The sequence below is a fragment of the Prescottella sp. R16 genome (genome assembly GCF_030656875.1).
Lineage (GTDB): Bacteria > Actinomycetota > Actinomycetes > Mycobacteriales > Mycobacteriaceae > Prescottella.
Genome location: NZ_CP130943.1, coordinates 850,872 through 870,065 on the forward strand (window position 1 = coordinate 850,872; position 19,194 = coordinate 870,065).

A 19,194-nucleotide genomic window follows, 5' to 3' on the forward strand; every position below is an offset into this window, starting at 1 on the left:
ACGTCACCGCCCGGCCGCCACCCAGGTGTATCGCACCTGGGGGCGGCCGGCCCGGCCGTATTCGGTGTGGCGGGCGAGCACACCGTCGTCGGCGAGACGCTCGAGATACCGCCACGCGGTGACGCGTGAAACCCCCACGGCGGACGCCACTTCCGCCGCCGTCAGAGCGCGGCCCGTGTCCCGCACGCACGATGCGATCCGGTCGACCGTCTGTGGGGCGACCCCCTTCGGTGTGGTCGCCCGCTCGTCCGCGGTACGCAACACCGCCATCGCCCGATCGATCTCGCGCTGACTCGCTGCCGTCCCACCCGTCGGCAGTGCCGCCCGGAATTCCCGATAGTGCTCGAGCTTGTCGCGCAACGCCGCGAACGTGAACGGCTTGAGTAGATACAGCACCACCCCGCGGGCCACCGCCGTCCGCACCACGTCCAGATCCCGCGCCGACGTCACCGCGATGATCCCCGGTGCGGGATGCAGATTCGACAGCGCCGCAGCCAGATCGAGCCCGCTCGCATCCGGCAGGCCGATATCGAGCAGCACCAGATCGATCGGCGTCTCAGCCACCGCGGCCTCGGTGACGACCCGGATCGCGTCCCGCGCCGTGTGCACCACCGCGGCGACAGCGAACCCGTCGACCCGCTCCACATACGTGCGGTGCGCCGCCGCGATCAGCGGCTCGTCCTCCACGACCAGCACCCGGATCATCGGGCACCACCTGCGCTGCGGTCCGGGGACAACGGAATCTCGACCACCAGCATGCCCGCCAACGACGGCTCGGTCCGCAACCGGCCGCCGTGGCGGGTCACGACCTGCGCCACCAGCGCCAGACCCAGACCGCGCTGAAGGGCGGGCCGGCCGTTCACCGGTTTCGTCGAATAGCCGCGGTTCAACGCCCGGCTCAGTGTCTCCGGACCCATTCCGGGGCCACTGTCCGCCACCCGCAGCACCAGCTGTGAATTCTCCTCCGTCGCAGTTACTTCCACCCACGGAGTCTCATCGTTCGTGGCCGCCGCTCGGGCCGCGTCGATCGCATTGTCGATCAGGTTGCCCGTCACCGTCACCAACTCCAGCGGACTCAACGGGCCCGCCGACCCCAGGGCCGTGTCCTCGGTGACCGTCAACTCGACGCCCTGCTGCGCGGCCTCGCTCACCTTCCCCAACAGCAGCGCCGCCAGCGCCGGCTCGTGCACCGCCGCCATCAGCCTGTCGATCAACTGCTGCGACGTCGACAACTCCGCGGTCGTGAACGCGACCGCCTCGTCGTGCCGGCCCAACTCGACCAGTGTCACGATCGTGTGCAGCCGGTTCGCGTACTCGTGGGCCTGTGCCCGGAGCGTCTCGGCGACACTGCGTGTCGAATCGAGCTCCCCGAGCGCTGTCTGCAACTCGGTGTGATCCCGGATCGTGACGACGGTGCCGATGCGCCGTCCGTCCCACAGCACGGGGGAGCGGCCCACCACCAGTACCCGGTCCGCCGTCACGTGCACCTCGTCCTGCTCGCCGGCGTCGTCCGGGCCGTCCGGCCGTAGCGTCTTCGGCAACTGGTCGACCGTGATCGGCCCCTCGGGCAGCCACAGCAGCCGCCGGGCCTCCTCGTTGACGACGTCGACCCGCACCCGGCCGCCCCGGCGGCGCCCGAACACGATCAGGCCCTCACCGATCGACCCCAGCACCGCCTCGTGGTGTTCGTACAGCCGCCGCAACTGGTCCGGGTCCAGACCGAGCGTCTGCCGGCGCAGCCTCCGGTTCACGACCGCCGCCCCCAGGGCGGCCAGCACCGCCGCGACCGCCACCACCCCCAACAGCGACGGCAGCCCCTCCGTGAACTGCTCACCGACCCGCTCCCGCGTCACCCCCACCGACACCATGCCCAGCAGGCGGCCGTCGTCGAGGATCGGGACCACCGCGCGGATCGACGGGCCCAACGACCCCGTGTACGTCTCGGTGGACGTCTCACCCGCCAGCGCCCGCTCGACATGCCCCTCGAACGGTTTACCGATCAGCGCCGGATCCGGATGCGTGAACCGGGTGCGGTCCGGGGCCATGACCACGATGAAGTCGGTGCCCGTCGCCGCCCGGATCTTCTCGACCTCCGGCTGCAGCACCGCCGACGGATCGGGGCCGCGCAACGCGGCGACCGTCGACTCCGACAGCGCGAGCGTCTCTGCGATGCTCGTCACCGTCCGGCGTGTCGCCTCGTCCGAGTCGCGGCGCTCGTCGAACACCGCCAGCCCCGCCACCGCCGCCGTGACCAGCGCCAACACGATCAGCTGCAGCACCAGCAGCTGACGGGCGACACTCAGCGGTCGATGCGGACGGGTGTAGGGCACGGTGATCCTCTCGTGAAAACAATGAACACAATCTTCACCGTCGCCCCGAACGATACGACGATCACCGACGGGCCTCGTGACCTCGATCACTCGACGATCGGGGACGTCGGCCCCACGAGTATCCGTCCGATCAAGGGAACACCGATGAGCACGAGTGCACCGGGGAAGCTGAGCGCCGCGCAACCGACACTGCAACCCGCCGACCCCGGTAGGAAGCGGGACCGCACCCACTGGCTGTACATCGGTGTGATCGTCGCCGTCGTGGGCGGCATCCTCGTCGGCTGGCTCGCCCCCGACACCGGAAAATCGTTCGGTGTCCTCGGCACGATGTTCGTCGACCTCATCAAAATGATGATCAGCCCGGTCATCTTCTGCACCATCGTCCTCGGCATCGGATCGGTCCGCGCCGCCGCCAGCGTCGGCAAGATCGGCGGCCTCGCCCTCACCTACTTCCTCGGCATGTCGACCGTCGCGCTCGGCGTCGGCCTGCTCGTCGGCAACCTCATCAGCCCCGGCGGCGGCCTCGACATCGCCGGCACCTCCGGAGCCGGAGCCGTGTACGCCGAGAAGGCCCACGCCGCCGGCGGCACCATGGACTTCATCGCGTCGATCATCCCGACGTCGCTGCTGTCCGCGCTCACCGAGGGCAGCGTCCTGCAGACGCTGTTCGTGGCGCTGCTCGTCGGCTTCGGCCTGCAGGCCCTCGGCAAGCAGGGCGAACCGATCCTCCGCGGTGTCGGCTACGCCCAGAAGCTCGTCTTCAAGATCCTCACCATGATCCTGTGGCTCGCCCCCGTCGGCGCGTTCGGTGCGATGGCGAACGTCGTCGGGCAGACCGGCCTGTCCGCCGTCGTCCAGCTCGCCGCCCTCATGCTCGGCTTCTACCTGACCTGCCTGATCTTCGTGTTCGGTGTGCTCGGCAGCCTGCTGCGCGTCTTCGCCGGCGTCTCCGTCTTCAAGCTCGTGCGCTACCTGGCCCGCGAATACCTGCTCATCTTCGCGACGTCGTCCTCCGAGTCCGCGCTGCCGCGCCTCATCGCGAAGATGGAACACGCCGGCGTCGAACGCACCACCGTCGGCATCGTCGTCCCCACCGGCTACTCGTTCAACCTCGACGGCACCGCGATCTACCTCACCATGGCGTCCATCTTCATCGCCGACGCCATGCACCAGCCGCTGTCGTTGACCGAACAGCTGTCCCTGCTGGTGTTCATGATCGTCGCCTCGAAGGGTGCCGCGGGCGTCACCGGTGCCGGATTGGCCACTCTCGCAGGCGGTTTGCAGAGCCATCGCCCCGAACTCCTCGACGGTGTCGGCCTCATCGTCGGCATCGACCGGTTCATGTCCGAGGCCCGCGCGCTCACCAACTTCTCCGGCAACGCCGTCGCCACCCTCCTCGTCGGCACGTGGACCAAGTCCGTCGACGCCGCCCGCGTCCGCGACGTCCTCGACGGCAAGCTGCCGTTCGACGAGTCGACGATGCTCGACGCCGACGACACGGCCGACACCGACGGCACAGGGGTGGGCGCCGATCCGACCCCTGCACAGCCGACGCCCGTCCGGGACGAGCGGAAACTGGCCAGCGCCTGACCCCGTCCGTCCCTCGAAGCGGGGTGTGAGCCGGTACTGCCGAGCCACACCCCGCATCGGCGTCTTTCCGGGGCCGGGTCGGCGGCACCGCGCTGACCTGGCCGGACGTTCAGGTTCGGGATGCAGGTCACATATTGACACCCGGAATGGCCTAGGTCACACTATCGGCTAATAACTGATCCGTCAGTCAGTATGGGAGCCGAAACGTGACCTCAGTGAAAAGGAGAGCCGGCCTCGGCATCGGGCTCGTCGCCCTGATGGCCGCGTCGGCCTGTGGCGGTACCACCGACCCGTCGAAGACGCTCACCGTCACGATGTGGGGCGGAGCCGCCCAGCGGGTACACCTCCAGAGCTACGTCAACCCCTGGGCCAAGGGCGCCGGTGTCACCGTCCTCGAGGACTCGCCGACCGACTACGCGAAGATCGGCGCACAGGTGCAGAGCGGCCGCGTCACCTGGGGTGTCGTCGAAGTGGAACCGAACTACGCCGAAACCGCCTGCGCCGAAGGAACCCTCACCCCGCTCGCCGACGAGGTCGTCGCCGCGGCCGCAGCCGCCGGAATCGACCCGACGTTCCTGGGGAAGTGCTCGATACCGAACCTGCTGTACTCCTTCACGATCGCCTACAACACCAAGAAGTTCGCCGACCGTCACCCCACCACGTGGGCCGAGTTCTTCGACACCGAACGCTTCCCCGGCAAACGTGGCTTCTGGAACTACGCCACCGGCGGCATGTTCGAAGCCGCACTCCTCGCCGACGGCGTCGCACCCGACCGGCTCTACCCCCTCGACATCGACCGCGCCTTCCGCAAACTCGACACCATCAAGAAGGACATCGTCTTCTACGACACCGGCGACGAACAGGCACAACTCGTCGCCAGCGGCGAGGCCCCGCTCGTCCAGGCCTGGAGCGGACGCATCGACCAGGCCGCGATGGAAGGCCAGCCGATCGCCAACGAGTGGGGACAGAACCTCGTCTCCTACGACCAGGTCGCCGTCCCCACGGATACCCGAACACCGACCTCGACCATCGCCATGGACTGGATGGCGCACTTCCTCGGTGACGTCGACGGACAGGCCCGCGACGCCGAACGCAGCCTGTTCGCCCCCGTCAACCCGGCCGCACTCGACAAGGTGCCCTCCGACGTCGCCGAACGACTGTCCACCGATCCCGCGAACGTCGCGAAGTCCGCCGGCACCATCGACTACCGCTACTGGGCCGAGCACTACAACGAGGTCACCGAACGACTGAATGCATGGGTGCTGTCGTGACCCGGATCCTCGATACGGCGCCCGCGCCGGACTCCCCACCCCTGCCCGAGACGACATCCGGCCGCCGTCGACGTCCCCGGCGGCCGAAGTTCGAATTCAACGGCTGGGCACTGCTGCTCGTGCCGCTGCTCGTGTTCCTCGCCGTCGTGTTCGTGATCCCCCTGATCCTGATGTTCTCCAAGAGCTTCACCGATCCCACGATCGGGCTCGGGAACTACCGGGCCATCTGGGAGAACCCGCTCTACCTGAAGGTCCTCGGCAACACCTTCCTCGTCGCCGGCGCGACCACCGTGGTGACGGTGCTCCTCGCCTTCCCCTACGCCTACCTCATGACGCTCGCAACCCCGTTCTGGCGCACGATCATGCTCGTCGCCGTCCTCGTCCCGTTCTGGACGAGCCTGCTGGTCCGGAGCTTCGCACTGGTGCTCGTGCTGCGCGACACCGGCGCCCTCAACATCGGACTGGAATCGATCGGCCTGATCGACGAGCCGCTGCCGCTGCTCCGTCACCTGTGGGGAGTCCTGTTCGGCATGGTGCAGATCACGCTGCCGTTCGCGGTGCTCCCGCTGTACGCCACGATGCGCGGCATCGATCGACGACTGTTGCTCGCGGCCGAAAGCCTCGGCGCCCGACCGTCTCTCGCGTTCGTGCGAGTGTTCGTCCCACTGACCCTGCCCGGCCTGTTCGCCGGTATCGTGCTGGTGTTCATCCAGGCACTCGGTTACTACATCACCCCCGCACTGCTCGGCGGCCCGCAGAACACCATGATCGGCGAACTCATCGTCCAACAGATCAGCACCGTCCTGCGGTTCGGTTTCGCCGCCGCACTCGGTGTGGTCCTGAGCTCGCGAGCACCCTGATCCTGCTCGGTATCGCCGGCCGGTTCGTGGACATGAAGAAATACCTGATGGGGCAATCATGACTCGACTACTCACCCGCGCCGGCCTGATACTGCTCGTCACCTCACCGTCGCCTACCTGATCCTCCCGGTCCTCGTCGTCATCCCGATGTCCTTCGCGGACAGCGCTTTTCTGACCTTCCCGCCCAAAGCGTTCTCCACCCGCTGGTACCAGCAGTTGCTCGACGACCCCACCTGGATCGCCTCGGCCCTCGTCAGCCTCCGGGTCGCAGTCCTGTCCACGATCTGCGCGGTGATCCTCGGCGTGCTCGCGGCACTGGGGCTCGTCCGCGGCAGGTACCCGCTGCGCGGCCCGATCGCCGCGTTGCTCCTGGCGCCGATCATCGTCCCGTACGTGATCGTCGGCCTCGCTGTGTACATCGTGTTCCTGAAAATCGGGCTCACCGAGACCACCCTCGGGTTCGTCCTCGTCCACACCGCGCTCGCCGTGCCGTACGTGACGATCAACGTCGCCTCCAGCCTGGTGAGCTTCGACCGCGGCCTCGAACGCGCCGCACAGTCGCTCGGATCCGGGCCCGTCTCCACGTTCTTCCGCATCACCTTCCCGAACATCGCGGCGGTGTCTTCGCCGGCGCCCTGTTCGCCTTCATCACCTCGTGGGACGAGGTCGTCAGCGCGATCTTCCTCTCCGGACCGCAGATGACCACCCTGCCGGTGCGCATCTGGTCCGGCGTGAAGGTCTCGGTGGATCCCACCGTCGCCGCCATCTCCGGACTGACCCTGTTCGTCATCATCGGATCGTTCGTCCTCTTCGGAGCAATGAAGCTGACCCGCAAGGCCGTTCGCACATTCAAGTACCGCGATTCCGTCAAAGTGATCGGAGCACTCCCGTGAGCATCTCGACCCCGACCGCCCCGCGTGCGACGACCGTGACCGGTGCGCCGATCACCGTCACCGGGATCAGCAAGACCTACGGTGCCACCACCGTGCTCGACAACCTCGACCTCGAGATCCGCGGCGGCGAATTCCTCACCCTCCTCGGTGCCAGCGGCTCCGGAAAATCCACCCTGCTGGGCATCATCTCGGGCTTCATCAAGCCGACAGCCGGCACCGTCGAGGTCGCCGGACGCACCCTGAACCGGGTGCCGCCGCACAAGCGCGGATTCGGCGTCGTCTTCCAGAACTACTCGCTGTTCCCGCACATGAGCATCGCCGACAACGTCGCTTTCCCCCTCGCCCGGCACGGCTGGCCCAAGAGCGAGATCGGACGCAGTGTCGCCGAAGCACTCGACCTCGTCCAACTGGGACACCTCGCAGCACGCATGCCGTCGGAACTCTCCGGTGGACAGCAGCAACGCGTCGCCCTCGCCCGCGCCATCGTGTTCCGCCCGCCGGTACTGCTGATGGACGAACCGCTCGGCGCCCTCGACAAACTCCTCCGCGAACAACTGCAACTCGAAATCCGGCGCCTGCACCAGGAACTCGGCATCACCTTCGTGTTCGTCACCCACGACCAGGACGAGGCCCTCGCCATGTCGGACCGGATCGCATTGCTGCGGGGCGGCTCCATAGTGCAGGTCGGCACTCCCGAAGAACTCTACGAACGCCCCAACTGCCGATACGCCGCCGAATTCGTCGGTGCCTCCAACATCTTCCGCGGAACCATCGACACCGCCGGCTTCACCGAAGACGGCACCGCACACCGGTTCCGCGTCCCGGAATCCCCGGAAATCGCAGCCCGCACCGGCGGAGCACATTCGGTGATGCTGCGGCCCGAACGCATCGGCGTGGTCGGTGCGGGGGAGCACGTGCCCGGTGGGCGCGACGGCCTCGACGGCGTCGTCGAGGACACTGTCTACTTCGGCACCAACCGCCAGGTCCAGGTACGTACCCCCGACGGCCGGCTCGTCCTCGCCCGCACCCCCGTGCCCCACACCGCGGACGGAGTCGTCCCCGGTGCCGCGGTACGCATGCACTGGGGTGTCGAGGACGTCGTCGTCCTCGGCTCCTGACCCGGCGGATTCCCGACCCCGATGTCGACCCGCACCGAACAGTCCGGCGCACAGGTCCTTTCGGGCGCCACACCGCACATCGCCGTCGCCTGGGCGTGTGGCTTCGCATCCGTGATCGTCTACGGACTGACCCCCACCGTCGCGGCACTGTCGTACGACACCGGACTGACCCCGACCGTGCTGGTGGCATTGCGGAGCCTGTGCGGGGCGATCCTGATCCTGGCGTTCGCCGCCGCCACGGTGGCGGACATCGCCGACGGCACCGCCCGACTGTTCGGCTACGTCGTCACCGGTGGGGCACCCGCCGACCCGGTGGGCATGCGGCAGGCGCTCGCGGCGGTGCTGCCGGACCAGTTCGTTCCGCAGTCGATCACCGTGGTGGACGCGCTACCGCGCACCCTCAACGGCAAACTCGACCGCGCGGCGCTCCCGGCGCCGGCGGCACCGCAGCCGTCCGGACCGGAGACAGGTGACGACCGTTCCGTCACAGCCGATCTCGTCGCCGCAGCGTCGGAGGTCCTGCAGGCCGTGATCGACCCGAAGCTGAGCTTCTTCGCGCTCGGCGGGGACAGCATCGCCGTCGTGCGCCTCGTCGCCGCCGCCACCACGCGCGGCGTTGGTATCGCCGTCGCGGACGTGTTCGAAGCCGAGACCCTGGACGAACTCGCGGCCCGGGCCGTCCGTCTCGCGCCGGCTCCCGACGAGACCGGCGAACACGCCGACCTGGTGGACGTCGACGAGATCGCCCGCACCGTGCTCGACACCAGGTACCCGGGATGGCGGCAGGTGCTGCCGCTGACACCGTTGCAGCGGGGCATGTACTTCCAGTCCGTGAGCGGTGGAAGCGGATCCGGCGACAACTACCACGTGCAGCACCGCTTCACGTTCGCTGGACCCGTCGACGTGCGGGCCCTGACCGCGGCCCTCGACACGCTCGTGCGCCGCTACCCGAATCTCGGTGCCGCCTTCACTCATTCGGTGCACGCCGACCCCGTTGCGATCGTCGCGCCGGTTTCGCTCACGGTCGAGGAACGGACGGTCACGGACCTGGACACCGTCGCGGCCGACGAGTTCGCGCGGCCCTTCGTGCTGGACCGGGCACCGTTGATCCGGGTGGTCCTGGCAACCGGCCCCGACGCGTCGCGACAGCTCGTCGTGACACAGCACCATCTCCTCACCGACGCGTGGTCGCAGGGCGTGCTGTTCACCGAACTGTTCGTGCTGTACGGGGTGGCGCGGATGCTCACCGGCCTGTACCCGGCGGACGATGCCGGGGAGGAGGCGGTGACGTCCACCCTGGACCGGGTCCTCGAACCACCCGCCGACTTCACCGACCACCTGCGGCGGTCGGTCGGCCGGGACACCACGGCCGCGACGAAGGCGTGGGCGCGGTACCTCGCGGACCTCGACGAGCCGACCCTGCTGGCACCGGCCGCCACTCCCGGCACCACGGTGCTGCCGCACGTGACGACGCGTCGGCTCGACGACCCGGTGCGCGACGCACTCGTCGCGGTCGCCGCCGAACACGGCGTCACCGTGGCCACCCTCGTGTCCCTCGCGTGGGGGCTGACGTTGCGCCGCTTCACCGGTCGCGACGACGTCGTGTTCGGCACCACCGTGTCCGGCCGCGACCCGGCGGTGCCCGCGGCCGACCGCATCGTCGGGCCGACCCTCGAAACCGTGCCCGTCCGGGTGCGGCTGCGTCCCGCCGCGTCCCTCCCGGACATGCTCCGCGACCTGTTCGCCGCGCAGGGTGGGCTGATCGAGCACCAGCACCTCGGGCTCGGCGAGATCAGCCGCGCCGCCGGAGTCGGCATCCTGTTCGACACGCTCCTGGTGTTCCGCAACATCGGGGGCGACGCGGCCCGGTTCGACGTGTTCGAGCGCGCGGGTGTCACCGCCGCCGAGGCCACCGACGCCACCCACTACGCCGTCACCGTCGACGTCGATCCCCGGACCCGGGACGGCGCGATGGCGGTGACGATCGAGAACCGGCCCGACCTCGTCGACGACGACACCGCGCACACGTTGCTGGACGTCGTGACCGGCATGCTCACCCGCATCGCCGGACTGCACGGCGGGCAGCCGATCACGGTGGCCGACACCGGACGCCGATACGACGAAATCGAGCCGACCGCACTGACCGCGGCCCCGACGGTGATCCCGCTGCCGGGCGCCCCCGAGGGCAGCATCGACACCCTGCTGTCCGAGCGGGCCGCCGCGTCTCCCGAGGCGCCCGCCCTGACCTGCGGCGCCGAGACGTTCACGGCCCGACAGTTCGACGACCGCGTCACCGCGCTGGCCCGGCACCTGGTGGCCACCGGCGTCGGGACCGGCGATCTCGTCGCACTGATGCTGCCGCGGACTGCCGACCACGTCGTCGCGATCTTCGCGGTGCTGCGGGCCGGTGCGGCGTACCTGCCGCTCGACCTCGAGCATCCGGCCGCGCGGCTGCGGGAGATCGTCGCCGACAGCGGCGCCCGCACGGTCGTCACCGCCGGTGCCCGCACCGGCCGGGCCGCCGAGGTCGTCGCCGGAGCGTCCGGGAACACGGACCTCACCGTCGTAGACCTGAGGGAACCCGAAGTGGCAGAAGTTCTCTCCGGTCTACGGCCGGCGCCGGACGTGCCCGCGCACCGCATCGGCGGACCCCGGCATCCGGACCAGCCCGCGTACGTGATCTACACGTCCGGATCGACCGGCCGGCCCAAGGGCGTCCAGGTGGGGCATCGGGGACTGACCACGATGTACCACAACCATCGCGACGAGATCTTCCGCCCCACCGAGGAATCCGTGGCCGGACGTCGGCTGCGTGTCGCGCACACCGTGTCGTTCTCGTTCGACATGTCGTGGGAGGAGCTGTTCTGGCTGCTCGCCGGACACCACGTCCACGTCGTCGACGAGACCGCCCGCGTCGACCCGCACGCACTGGTGCGGCACTACCGGCAGGTCGGCATCGACGTCGTCAACGTGACCCCGTCCTACGCGCGGGAACTCGTCGCGGCCGGACTGCTCGACGACGAGCGCGCCCCGGTCCTGGTCATGCTCGGTGGCGAGGCCGTCCCGCAGGAGCTGTGGACGCAGCTGCGCGAACAGGACGGCGTCGACGGCTACGACCTGTACGGGCCCACCGAGTTCACGATCAACGCCCTGGGATCCGCGGTCGCCGACAGCACCACACCGTGCCTCGGCCGGCCCGTCCGCAACGCGTGCGCCCGCGTCCTCGACACGGGGCTGCGTCCCGTCGCGGTCGGTGCGGTCGGCGAGCTCTACCTGTCCGGTGACGGTGTCGCCCACGGCTACCGGGACCGCTGTGGGCTGACGGCGTCGACGTTCGTGGCCGACCCGTTCGCGGCGGGGGAGCGGATGTACCGCACCGGCGACCTCGTCCGGTATCTCGCCGGCGGCCGACTCGAATACCTCGGCCGCGTCGACCGGCAGGTCAAGATCCGCGGTATCCGGATCGAACTCGGCGAGGTCGAGGCGGCCCTCGAAGCGCTGCCGGGTGTCACACGGGCCGCCGCGACCGTCCGAACCTCCGGCGATGCAACGAGACTGATCGGCTACGTGGTGTCCGACACCGACACCGCCCCAGCCGACGGCGACGAGTTGCGCAGCGTGCTGCGGAACCTGGTCCCGGCGCACCTCGTCCCGGCACGGATCGTGCTGGTCGAGCACATCCCGCTCACCGTCAACGGCAAACTCGACCGGGGTGCCCTGCCGGAGCCGCCGCGCCGGAACGTCGCGGACACGCTGCGCACCCCCACCGAGCGGCGGATCGCCGCCGTCTACTGCGATGTGCTCGGCGTCGACGAGATCGGCGCCGACGACGGCTTCGCGGACTGCGGCGGCGACTCGCTCGGGGCGATGCGGATCGTGTCCCGGATCCTCCGGGAGACGTCCGTCCGGATCGAGGTTCCGGAACTGCTCGAACGGCAGACCGTCGCGGCCGTGGCCGACCTCGTCGACGTCCGACGGGACGAACCGCGGACATGAGGCTCCGCCACCACCGAACACCCCCGATGAACGATCGAAAGGAACCACATTGTTCCACTCACGCTTCCGACGGCACGGGATACGCCTGTTCGCCGCGGCCGCCGCGGTGACCCTCGGTCTCACAGGCTGCAGCACCAGCGACGCCTCCGAGGGAGACTCCGCGACCTCGGCGGCCGACGCGACGCGCGTGGTCCAGACTGCGCAGGGCGACGTCACCGTACCCGCCGAGCCGCAGCGCATCGCAGTGCTCACCGCCGGCCTGGCCGGGCTGCTGTACACCCTCGACGCGCCGATCGCGATCACCGACACCCGCCTGCTCGGCGTCGCACCAACCTCGACGGTGGTTTCCCGCCGCAGTGGGCGGAGAAGGCGAAGGCACAGGGCACCAAGGAGCTTCCGGCCGGCGAGGAATTGAACATCGAGGCCATCGCGCAGGCACAGCCCGACCTGATCATCGGCGGCGGACAGGGATTCACCGCGATCCTCGCCGAGAAGGCGTACGACCAGCTGTCGGCGATCGCGCCGACCGTCCTCGTCCCGTCCACCGTCAACACGTGGCAGGAACAGCTCGCCGAGGTCGCCGACATCGCCGGGGAGAGCGACAAGGTCGACGGCCTGATGCAGGCGTACGAGGACAAGGTCGCCGAGGTGAAGGATGCGATCACCGTGCCCGGCGCGCCCGTGTCCTATCTGCTGTCGCTGGGCACGAACGAGCCCGCGTTCATCCCGCAGACCGCCGCCCTGCCCACCCTGCTGGAGTCGGTCGGGTTCCGGCCCGACGACGTGCTCACCAAGGCGAACGATCCGGCACTGTACGGGTCCGGTGACTCGTTCATCATCAGCAGCGAACTGCTCGGACGGGTCGGCGACGCGCCCGTGATGTTCGTGGTGCCGGTCGCGGGCCGCAGCCTCGCCGAACTGAAGCAGGATCCGCTGTACACCGCCCTGCCCGCGTTCACGAGCGGCACGGTGTACGAACTCCCCGCCACCAGCTACCGCCCCGACTACGACGGCGTCATGGCGACCCTGGACCAGATCCGGGAGATGTTCGCCGGACGGTAGTCGCTCCCGGCACCGAGAAGTGCCGAACCATGCAGTTCGAGATCGGAAAGGACCACACTGTGCTCACCCGCGAGGCCGTCGTATCGGACATCGCCACCGCCCTGGACCGGTCGCCGGAGTCGATCGGCGACGAGCTGAATCTGCTCGACGAAGGACTGGACTCCATCCGGATCATGGGACTCGTGGAACGATGGCGGTCCGCGGGGGCACCGGACGTCGACTTCCCGACACTCGCCGCCGATCCGACCGTGGCGCACTGGGTTTCCGTCGCGCTCGGCGAATACTGATTCCACGAGAGAGAGGACGCTCATGGCTGCGACCGCCCGTGAGGTCGAGGTTTTTCCGATCTGCATCCGCGAGGTCGAGGTCCTGCGGGTCGAGGACGTCACCCCCGGCATGCGCCGGGTGATCGTCGGCGGCCCGGCGATGGACGGCCACGTCCGCGACGGTGTCGCGCTGCCGCCGGTGCGCACCACCGGATTCGACGACGACGTCAAACTCCTGCCCGCCGACCCGCGCACCGGCACACTGCCGTTCGAGATGCCGCGCAACGCCGGCGACGGCACCGTCGACTGGCCGGCCGGCTCGTTCCAGTACAGCCGGACGTACACGGTGCGCCGCTTCGACCCGGACACCCGCGAGATGGCCATCGACTTCGCCGCGCACGAGGGTGGGCTGGCATCGGACTGGGCGGCACGCGTGCAACCGGGGGAGACGATCCTCATGGCCGGGCCCAAGCATTCGTCGAGCCTGCCGCGGGACGTCGAATGGATGCTGATCGCCGGCGACGAGACGGCACTGCCCGCGATCGCGCACTGCCTCGAGCAGTTGCCGTCCGACCTGCCCGCGACGGTGGTGATCGAGGTCGCCGAACCCGCACACCGGCAGGAACTGAAATCCGATGCACCGGTGGACGTCACCTGGCTCTACCGGTCCGAGAACGGCGGCGAGTCGCGGCTGGCCGACGCCGTGCGGGGCGCCCCGTGGCGTCCCGGCCGGCCGTACCTGTGGGTCGCGGGCGAGGCCACGACGATCAAGCCGCTGCGCCGGTGGGCGAAACAGGACCGGGAACTCGACAAACAGTACGTCGAGATCACCGGCTACTGGCGCCACCGCGAGGCCGCCGGCCCGGTCGCCGCGGTCGTCGCAGCGCAGGAGAGCCCCGACGCGGTGCTGCACGAGATGTCGGAACTGTTGCCGCCGTTCGCGATCCGCACCGCTGTGACGGTCGGGATGTTCGCGGCGATCGACGGTGGGGCCGGCACAGCCGCGGCGGTCGCCGCCGAATGCGGCACCCATCCCGGTGCGACGGCGAAGCTGCTGCGACATCTCGCGCTCATGGATCTGGTGGCGGTGGACGACGGCGAGCTCACGCTCACCGACATGGGATCGATTCTGGCCGACCAGGACACGTTCGCGAGCCAGGCACTGCACTTCGACAAGATCCACACCCGGCTCGACACCGCATTCCTGGGACTGCTCGACACGGTCCGCACCGGAGTACCCGCCTCCGGTCACGGTTTCGCCGACAAGCAGGCCGAACCCGGTTTCGCCGACGACTTCCACGAGGAGGCCGCGTTCGGGGCCGTGTACCGGGCGCCGGCACTGCCGGACGCGGTCGACCTCGACGGCGTGCGGACGGTCGCGATCTACGGGGAAGGCGCCGGCGTCTACGCCGACACCCTCGCCCGGCTGCGACCGGACCTCGACATCACGCTCGTCGGGTTGCCGGCGCTGGTGGGCCGCAACCTCGCCGACGTCGCGGAGACCCGCCGCGACCGCATCGGACGGATCGACGGCAGCGAGTTCACCGCACTCGCCGACCCCGTCGACCTGATCGTCGCGGTCGAGGTGATCGACCGGCATCCCGACGCCGACGCCCGACTGCTCCTGGACGTGCTCGGTGCGTCCGCCCGCCGGGTCGTGCTCGTCACCGACCTGCTCGACCCCGACACCACCGACGACCACGACACCGAAGCCGACCTGCTCGCCCTGTGCCTGTACGGCTCCGGTGTGCGCACCGAAACGGAACTGGCCGCACTGATCACCGAAGCAGGCTGCGGAACGCCACGATTCGGATCACTCGGCTGGGGATCGACGGTCGTGGAATTCACCGGGACGCGCTGACCGGACGTCACCGCCCGGCCGCCACCCAGGTGTATCGCACCTGGGGGCGGCCGGCCCGGCCGTATTCGGTGTGGCGGGCGAGCACACCGTCGTCGGCGAGACGCTCGAGATACCGCCACGCGGTGACGCGTGAAACCCCCACGGCGGACGCCACTTCCGCCGCCGTCAGAGCGCGGCCCGTGTCCCGCACGCACGATGCGATCCGGTCGACCGTCTGTGGGGCGACCCCCTTCGGTGTGGTCGCCCGCTCGTCCGCGGTACGCAACACCGCCATCGCCCGATCGATCTCGCGCTGACTCGCTGCCGTCCCACCCGTCGGCAGTGCCGCCCGGAATTCCCGATAGTGCTCGAGCTTGTCGCGCAACGCCGCGAACGTGAACGGCTTGAGTAGATACAGCACCACCCCGCGGGCCACCGCCGTCCGCACCACGTCCAGATCCCGCGCCGACGTCACCGCGATGATCCCCGGTGCGGGATGCAGATTCGACAGCGCCGCAGCCAGATCGAGCCCGCTCGCATCCGGCAGGCCGATATCGAGCAGCACCAGATCGATCGGCGTCTCAGCCACCGCGGCCTCGGTGACGACCCGGATCGCGTCCCGCGCCGTGTGCACCACCGCGGCGACAGCGAACCCGTCGACCCGCTCCACATACGTGCGGTGCGCCGCCGCGATCAGCGGCTCGTCCTCCACGACCAGCACCCGGATCATCGGGCACCACCTGCGCTGCGGTCCGGGGACAACGGAATCTCGACCACCAGCATGCCCGCCAACGACGGCTCGGTCCGCAACCGGCCGCCGTGGCGGGTCACGACCTGCGCCACCAGCGCCAGACCCAGACCGCGCTGAAGGGCGGGCCGGCCGTTCACCGGTTTCGTCGAATAGCCGCGGTTCAACGCCCGGCTCAGTGTCTCCGGACCCATTCCGGGGCCACTGTCCGCCACCCGCAGCACCAGCTGTGAATTCTCCTCCGTCGCAGTTACTTCCACCCACGGAGTCTCATCGTTCGTGGCCGCCGCTCGGGCCGCGTCGATCGCATTGTCGATCAGGTTGCCCGTCACCGTCACCAACTCCAGCGGACTCAACGGGCCCGCCGACCCCAGGGCCGTGTCCTCGGTGACCGTCAACTCGACGCCCTGCTGCGCGGCCTCGCTCACCTTCCCCAACAGCAGCGCCGCCAGCGCCGGCTCGTGCACCGCCGCCATCAGCCTGTCGATCAACTGCTGCGACGTCGACAACTCCGCGGTCGTGAACGCGACCGCCTCGTCGTGCCGGCCCAACTCGACCAGTGTCACGATCGTGTGCAGCCGGTTCGCGTACTCGTGGGCCTGTGCCCGGAGCGTCTCGGCGACACTGCGTGTCGAATCGAGCTCCCCGAGCGCTGTCTGCAACTCGGTGTGATCCCGGATCGTGACGACGGTGCCGATGCGCCGTCCGTCCCACAGCACGGGGGAGCGGCCCACCACCAGTACCCGGTCCGCCGTCACGTGCACCTCGTCCTGCTCGCCGGCGTCGTCCGGGCCGTCCGGCCGTAGCGTCTTCGGCAACTGGTCGACCGTGATCGGCCCCTCGGGCAGCCACAGCAGCCGCCGGGCCTCCTCGTTGACGACGTCGACCCGCACCCGGCCGCCCCGGCGGCGCCCGAACACGATCAGGCCCTCACCGATCGACCCCAGCACCGCCTCGTGGTGTTCGTACAGCCGCCGCAACTGGTCCGGGTCCAGACCGAGCGTCTGCCGGCGCAGCCTCCGGTTCACGACCGCCGCCCCCAGGGCGGCCAGCACCGCCGCGACCGCCACCACCCCCAACAGCGACGGCAGCCCCTCCGTGAACTGCTCACCGACCCGCTCCCGCGTCACCCCCACCGACACCATGCCCAGCAGGCGGCCGTCGTCGAGGATCGGGACCACCGCGCGGATCGACGGGCCCAACGACCCCGTGTACGTCTCGGTGGACGTCTCACCCGCCAGCGCCCGCTCGACATGCCCCTCGAACGGTTTACCGATCAGCGCCGGATCCGGATGCGTGAACCGGGTGCGGTCCGGGGCCATGACCACGATGAAGTCGGTGCCCGTCGCCGCCCGGATCTTCTCGACCTCCGGCTGCAGCACCGCCGACGGATCGGGGCCGCGCAACGCGGCGACCGTCGACTCCGACAGCGCGAGCGTCTCTGCGATGCTCGTCACCGTCCGGCGTGTCGCCTCGTCCGAGTCGCGGCGCTCGTCGAACACCGCCAGCCCCGCCACCGCCGCCGTGACCAGCGCCAACACGATCAGCTGCAGCACCAGCAGCTGACGGGCGACACTCAGCGGTCGATGCGGACGGGTGTAGGGCACGGTGATCCTCTCGTGAAAACAATGAACACAATCTTCACCGTCGCCCCGAACGATACGACGATCACCGACGGGCCTCGTGACCTCGATCACTCGACGATCGGGGACGTCGGCCCCACGAGTATCCGTCCGATCAAGGGAACACCGATGAGCACGAGTGCACCGGGGAAGCTGAGCGCCGCGCAACCGACACTGCAACCCGCCGACCCCGGTAGGAAGCGGGACCGCACCCACTGGCTGTACATCGGTGTGATCGTCGCCGTCGTGGGCGGCATCCTCGTCGGCTGGCTCGCCCCCGACACCGGAAAATCGTTCGGTGTCCTCGGCACGATGTTCGTCGACCTCATCAAAATGATGATCAGCCCGGTCATCTTCTGCACCATCGTCCTCGGCATCGGATCGGTCCGCGCCGCCGCCAGCGTCGGCAAGATCGGCGGCCTCGCCCTCACCTACTTCCTCGGCATGTCGACCGTCGCGCTCGGCGTCGGCCTGCTCGTCGGCAACCTCATCAGCCCCGGCGGCGGCCTCGACATCGCCGGCACCTCCGGAGCCGGAGCCGTGTACGCCGAGAAGGCCCACGCCGCCGGCGGCACCATGGACTTCATCGCGTCGATCATCCCGACGTCGCTGCTGTCCGCGCTCACCGAGGGCAGCGTCCTGCAGACGCTGTTCGTGGCGCTGCTCGTCGGCTTCGGCCTGCAGGCCCTCGGCAAGCAGGGCGAACCGATCCTCCGCGGTGTCGGCTACGCCCAGAAGCTCGTCTTCAAGATCCTCACCATGATCCTGTGGCTCGCCCCCGTCGGCGCGTTCGGTGCGATGGCGAACGTCGTCGGGCAGACCGGCCTGTCCGCCGTCGTCCAGCTCGCCGCCCTCATGCTCGGCTTCTACCTGACCTGCCTGATCTTCGTGTTCGGTGTGCTCGGCAGCCTGCTGCGCGTCTTCGCCGGCGTCTCCGTCTTCAAGCTCGTGCGCTACCTGGCCCGCGAATACCTGCTCATCTTCGCGACGTCGTCCTCCGAGTCCGCGCTGCCGCGCCTCATCGCGAAGATGGAACACGCCGGCGTCGAACGCACCACCGTCGGCATCGTCGTCCCCACCGGCTACTCGTTCAACCTCGACGGCACCGCGATCTACCTCACCATGGCGTCCATCTTCATCGCCGACGCCATGCACCAGCCGCTGTCGTTGACCGAACAGCTGTCCCTGCTGGTGTTCATGATCGTCGCCTCGAAGGGTGCCGCGGGCGTCACCGGTGCCGGATTGGCCACTCTCGCAGGCGGTTTGCAGAGCCATCGCCCCGAACTCCTCGACGGTGTCGGCCTCATCGTCGGCATCGACCGGTTCATGTCCGAGGCCCGCGCGCTCACCAACTTCTCCGGCAACGCCGTCGCCACCCTCCTCGTCGGCACGTGGACCAAGTCCGTCGACGCCGCCCGCGTCCGCGACGTCCTCGACGGCAAGCTGCCGTTCGACGAGTCGACGATGCTCGACGCCGACGACACGGCCGACACCGACGGCACAGGGGTGGGCGCCGATCCGACCCCTGCACAGCCGACGCCCGTCCGGGACGAGCGGAAACTGGCCAGCGCCTGACCCCGTCCGTCCCTCGAAGCGGG

At 69.4% G+C, this 19,194-nt stretch carries 16 protein-coding genes; 12 read left to right on the forward strand and 4 right to left on the reverse strand.

Annotated features, from left to right (window positions below; translation table 11 throughout):
* Positions 1 to 3: 3 nt before the first annotated feature.
* Together Q5696_RS03895 and Q5696_RS03900 are read right to left on the reverse strand one after the other, a co-directional pair.
* Positions 4 to 705 (reverse strand): response regulator, encoded by a 702-nt coding sequence (locus Q5696_RS03895; protein WP_305093918.1) that lies wholly within the window; start codon positions 703 to 705, stop codon positions 4 to 6.
* Positions 702 to 2,330 (reverse strand): sensor histidine kinase, encoded by a 1,629-nt coding sequence (locus tag Q5696_RS03900; RefSeq protein ID WP_305093919.1) that lies wholly within the window; start codon positions 2,328 to 2,330, stop codon positions 702 to 704. The genes Q5696_RS03895 and Q5696_RS03900 overlap by 4 nt, the downstream gene beginning before the upstream one ends.
* Positions 2,331 to 2,474: 144 nt before the next feature.
* Here Q5696_RS03900 and Q5696_RS03905 point away from each other — a divergent pair, with 144 nt between their 5' ends.
* From Q5696_RS03905 to Q5696_RS03955, 11 genes are all read left to right on the forward strand, one after another.
* Complete coding sequence (locus Q5696_RS03905) at positions 2,475 to 3,920, forward strand: cation:dicarboxylate symporter family transporter (protein WP_305095126.1); 1,446 nt, start codon at positions 2,475 to 2,477, stop codon at positions 3,918 to 3,920.
* 206 nt (positions 3,921 to 4,126) lie between these two features.
* Positions 4,127 to 5,191 carry an ABC transporter substrate-binding protein gene (locus Q5696_RS03910; protein ID WP_305093920.1) on the forward strand — a complete coding sequence of 355 codons (1,065 nt, stop codon included), beginning with the start codon at positions 4,127 to 4,129 and terminating at the stop codon, positions 5,189 to 5,191.
* The gene (locus Q5696_RS03915) at positions 5,176 to 6,051 is read left to right on the forward strand and encodes an ABC transporter permease (RefSeq protein ID WP_305093921.1); all 876 of its coding nucleotides are present in this window, start codon (positions 5,176 to 5,178) and stop codon (positions 6,049 to 6,051) included. Before Q5696_RS03910 ends, Q5696_RS03915 begins: the two co-directional genes overlap by 16 nt.
* A gap of 147 nt (positions 6,052 to 6,198) precedes the next feature.
* Positions 6,199 to 6,753, forward strand: coding sequence for an ABC transporter permease (locus Q5696_RS03920; protein ID WP_305093922.1), 555 nt, complete (start codon positions 6,199 to 6,201; stop codon positions 6,751 to 6,753).
* Positions 6,750 to 6,944 carry a hypothetical protein gene (locus Q5696_RS03925; RefSeq protein ID WP_305093923.1) on the forward strand — a complete coding sequence of 65 codons (195 nt, stop codon included), beginning with the start codon at positions 6,750 to 6,752 and terminating at the stop codon, positions 6,942 to 6,944. Before Q5696_RS03920 ends, Q5696_RS03925 begins: the two co-directional genes overlap by 4 nt.
* Complete coding sequence (locus Q5696_RS03930; protein ID WP_305093924.1) at positions 6,941 to 8,062, forward strand: ABC transporter ATP-binding protein; 1,122 nt, start codon at positions 6,941 to 6,943, stop codon at positions 8,060 to 8,062. Before Q5696_RS03925 ends, Q5696_RS03930 begins: the two co-directional genes overlap by 4 nt.
* Positions 8,063 to 8,083: 21 nt before the next feature.
* A complete protein-coding gene (locus Q5696_RS03935) occupies positions 8,084 to 12,058 on the forward strand; it encodes a non-ribosomal peptide synthetase (RefSeq protein ID WP_305093925.1) in 3,975 nt (1,324 codons plus the stop codon).
* Between the two features lie 49 nt (positions 12,059 to 12,107).
* Entirely contained in the window at positions 12,108 to 12,473 is a 366-nt protein-coding gene (locus tag Q5696_RS03940) for an ABC transporter substrate-binding protein (RefSeq protein WP_305093926.1), read from the forward strand.
* A complete protein-coding gene (locus tag Q5696_RS03945; RefSeq protein ID WP_305093927.1) occupies positions 12,470 to 13,120 on the forward strand; it encodes an ABC transporter substrate-binding protein in 651 nt (216 codons plus the stop codon). The genes Q5696_RS03940 and Q5696_RS03945 overlap by 4 nt, the downstream gene beginning before the upstream one ends.
* Before the next feature lie 29 nt (positions 13,121 to 13,149).
* Positions 13,150 to 13,407, forward strand: coding sequence for a phosphopantetheine-binding protein (locus Q5696_RS03950; RefSeq protein WP_305093916.1), 258 nt, complete (start codon positions 13,150 to 13,152; stop codon positions 13,405 to 13,407).
* Positions 13,408 to 13,429: 22 nt separating this feature from the next.
* The gene (locus Q5696_RS03955; RefSeq protein WP_305093917.1) at positions 13,430 to 15,247 is read left to right on the forward strand and encodes a siderophore-interacting protein; all 1,818 of its coding nucleotides are present in this window, start codon (positions 13,430 to 13,432) and stop codon (positions 15,245 to 15,247) included.
* Positions 15,248 to 15,254: 7 nt separating this feature from the next.
* On the opposite strand, the gene Q5696_RS03960 is transcribed toward Q5696_RS03955, so the two are convergent.
* Positions 15,255 to 15,956 (reverse strand): response regulator, encoded by a 702-nt coding sequence (locus Q5696_RS03960; protein WP_305093918.1) that lies wholly within the window; start codon positions 15,954 to 15,956, stop codon positions 15,255 to 15,257.
* Positions 15,953 to 17,581 (reverse strand): sensor histidine kinase, encoded by a 1,629-nt coding sequence (locus tag Q5696_RS03965; RefSeq protein ID WP_305093919.1) that lies wholly within the window; start codon positions 17,579 to 17,581, stop codon positions 15,953 to 15,955. Before Q5696_RS03965 ends, Q5696_RS03960 begins: the two co-directional genes overlap by 4 nt.
* Positions 17,582 to 17,725: 144 nt before the next feature.
* Here Q5696_RS03965 and Q5696_RS03970 point away from each other — a divergent pair, with 144 nt between their 5' ends.
* A complete protein-coding gene (locus tag Q5696_RS03970) occupies positions 17,726 to 19,171 on the forward strand; it encodes a cation:dicarboxylate symporter family transporter (protein WP_305095126.1) in 1,446 nt (481 codons plus the stop codon).
* Positions 19,172 to 19,194: the final 23 nt, after the last annotated feature.

What these genes read in the sequence shown, in the direction of transcription:
- Q5696_RS03960 (WP_305093918.1), bottom strand. Translation starts at nt 15,956, where the DNA reads ATGATCCGGGTGCTGGTCGTGGAGGACGAGCCGCTGATCGCGGCGGCG.
- Q5696_RS03950 (WP_305093916.1), top strand. Translation starts at nt 13,150, where the DNA reads ATGCAGTTCGAGATCGGAAAGGACCACACTGTGCTCACCCGCGAGGCC.
- Q5696_RS03915 (WP_305093921.1), top strand. Translation starts at nt 5,176, where the DNA reads ATGGGTGCTGTCGTGACCCGGATCCTCGATACGGCGCCCGCGCCGGAC.
- Q5696_RS03925 (WP_305093923.1), top strand. Translation starts at nt 6,750, where the DNA reads ATGACCACCCTGCCGGTGCGCATCTGGTCCGGCGTGAAGGTCTCGGTG.
- Q5696_RS03955 (WP_305093917.1), top strand. Translation starts at nt 13,430, where the DNA reads ATGGCTGCGACCGCCCGTGAGGTCGAGGTTTTTCCGATCTGCATCCGC.
- Q5696_RS03935 (WP_305093925.1), top strand. Translation starts at nt 8,084, where the DNA reads ATGTCGACCCGCACCGAACAGTCCGGCGCACAGGTCCTTTCGGGCGCC.
- Q5696_RS03895 (WP_305093918.1), bottom strand. Translation starts at nt 705, where the DNA reads ATGATCCGGGTGCTGGTCGTGGAGGACGAGCCGCTGATCGCGGCGGCG.
- Q5696_RS03970 (WP_305095126.1), top strand. Translation starts at nt 17,726, where the DNA reads ATGAGCACGAGTGCACCGGGGAAGCTGAGCGCCGCGCAACCGACACTG.
- Q5696_RS03905 (WP_305095126.1), top strand. Translation starts at nt 2,475, where the DNA reads ATGAGCACGAGTGCACCGGGGAAGCTGAGCGCCGCGCAACCGACACTG.
- Q5696_RS03920 (WP_305093922.1), top strand. Translation starts at nt 6,199, where the DNA reads ATGTCCTTCGCGGACAGCGCTTTTCTGACCTTCCCGCCCAAAGCGTTC.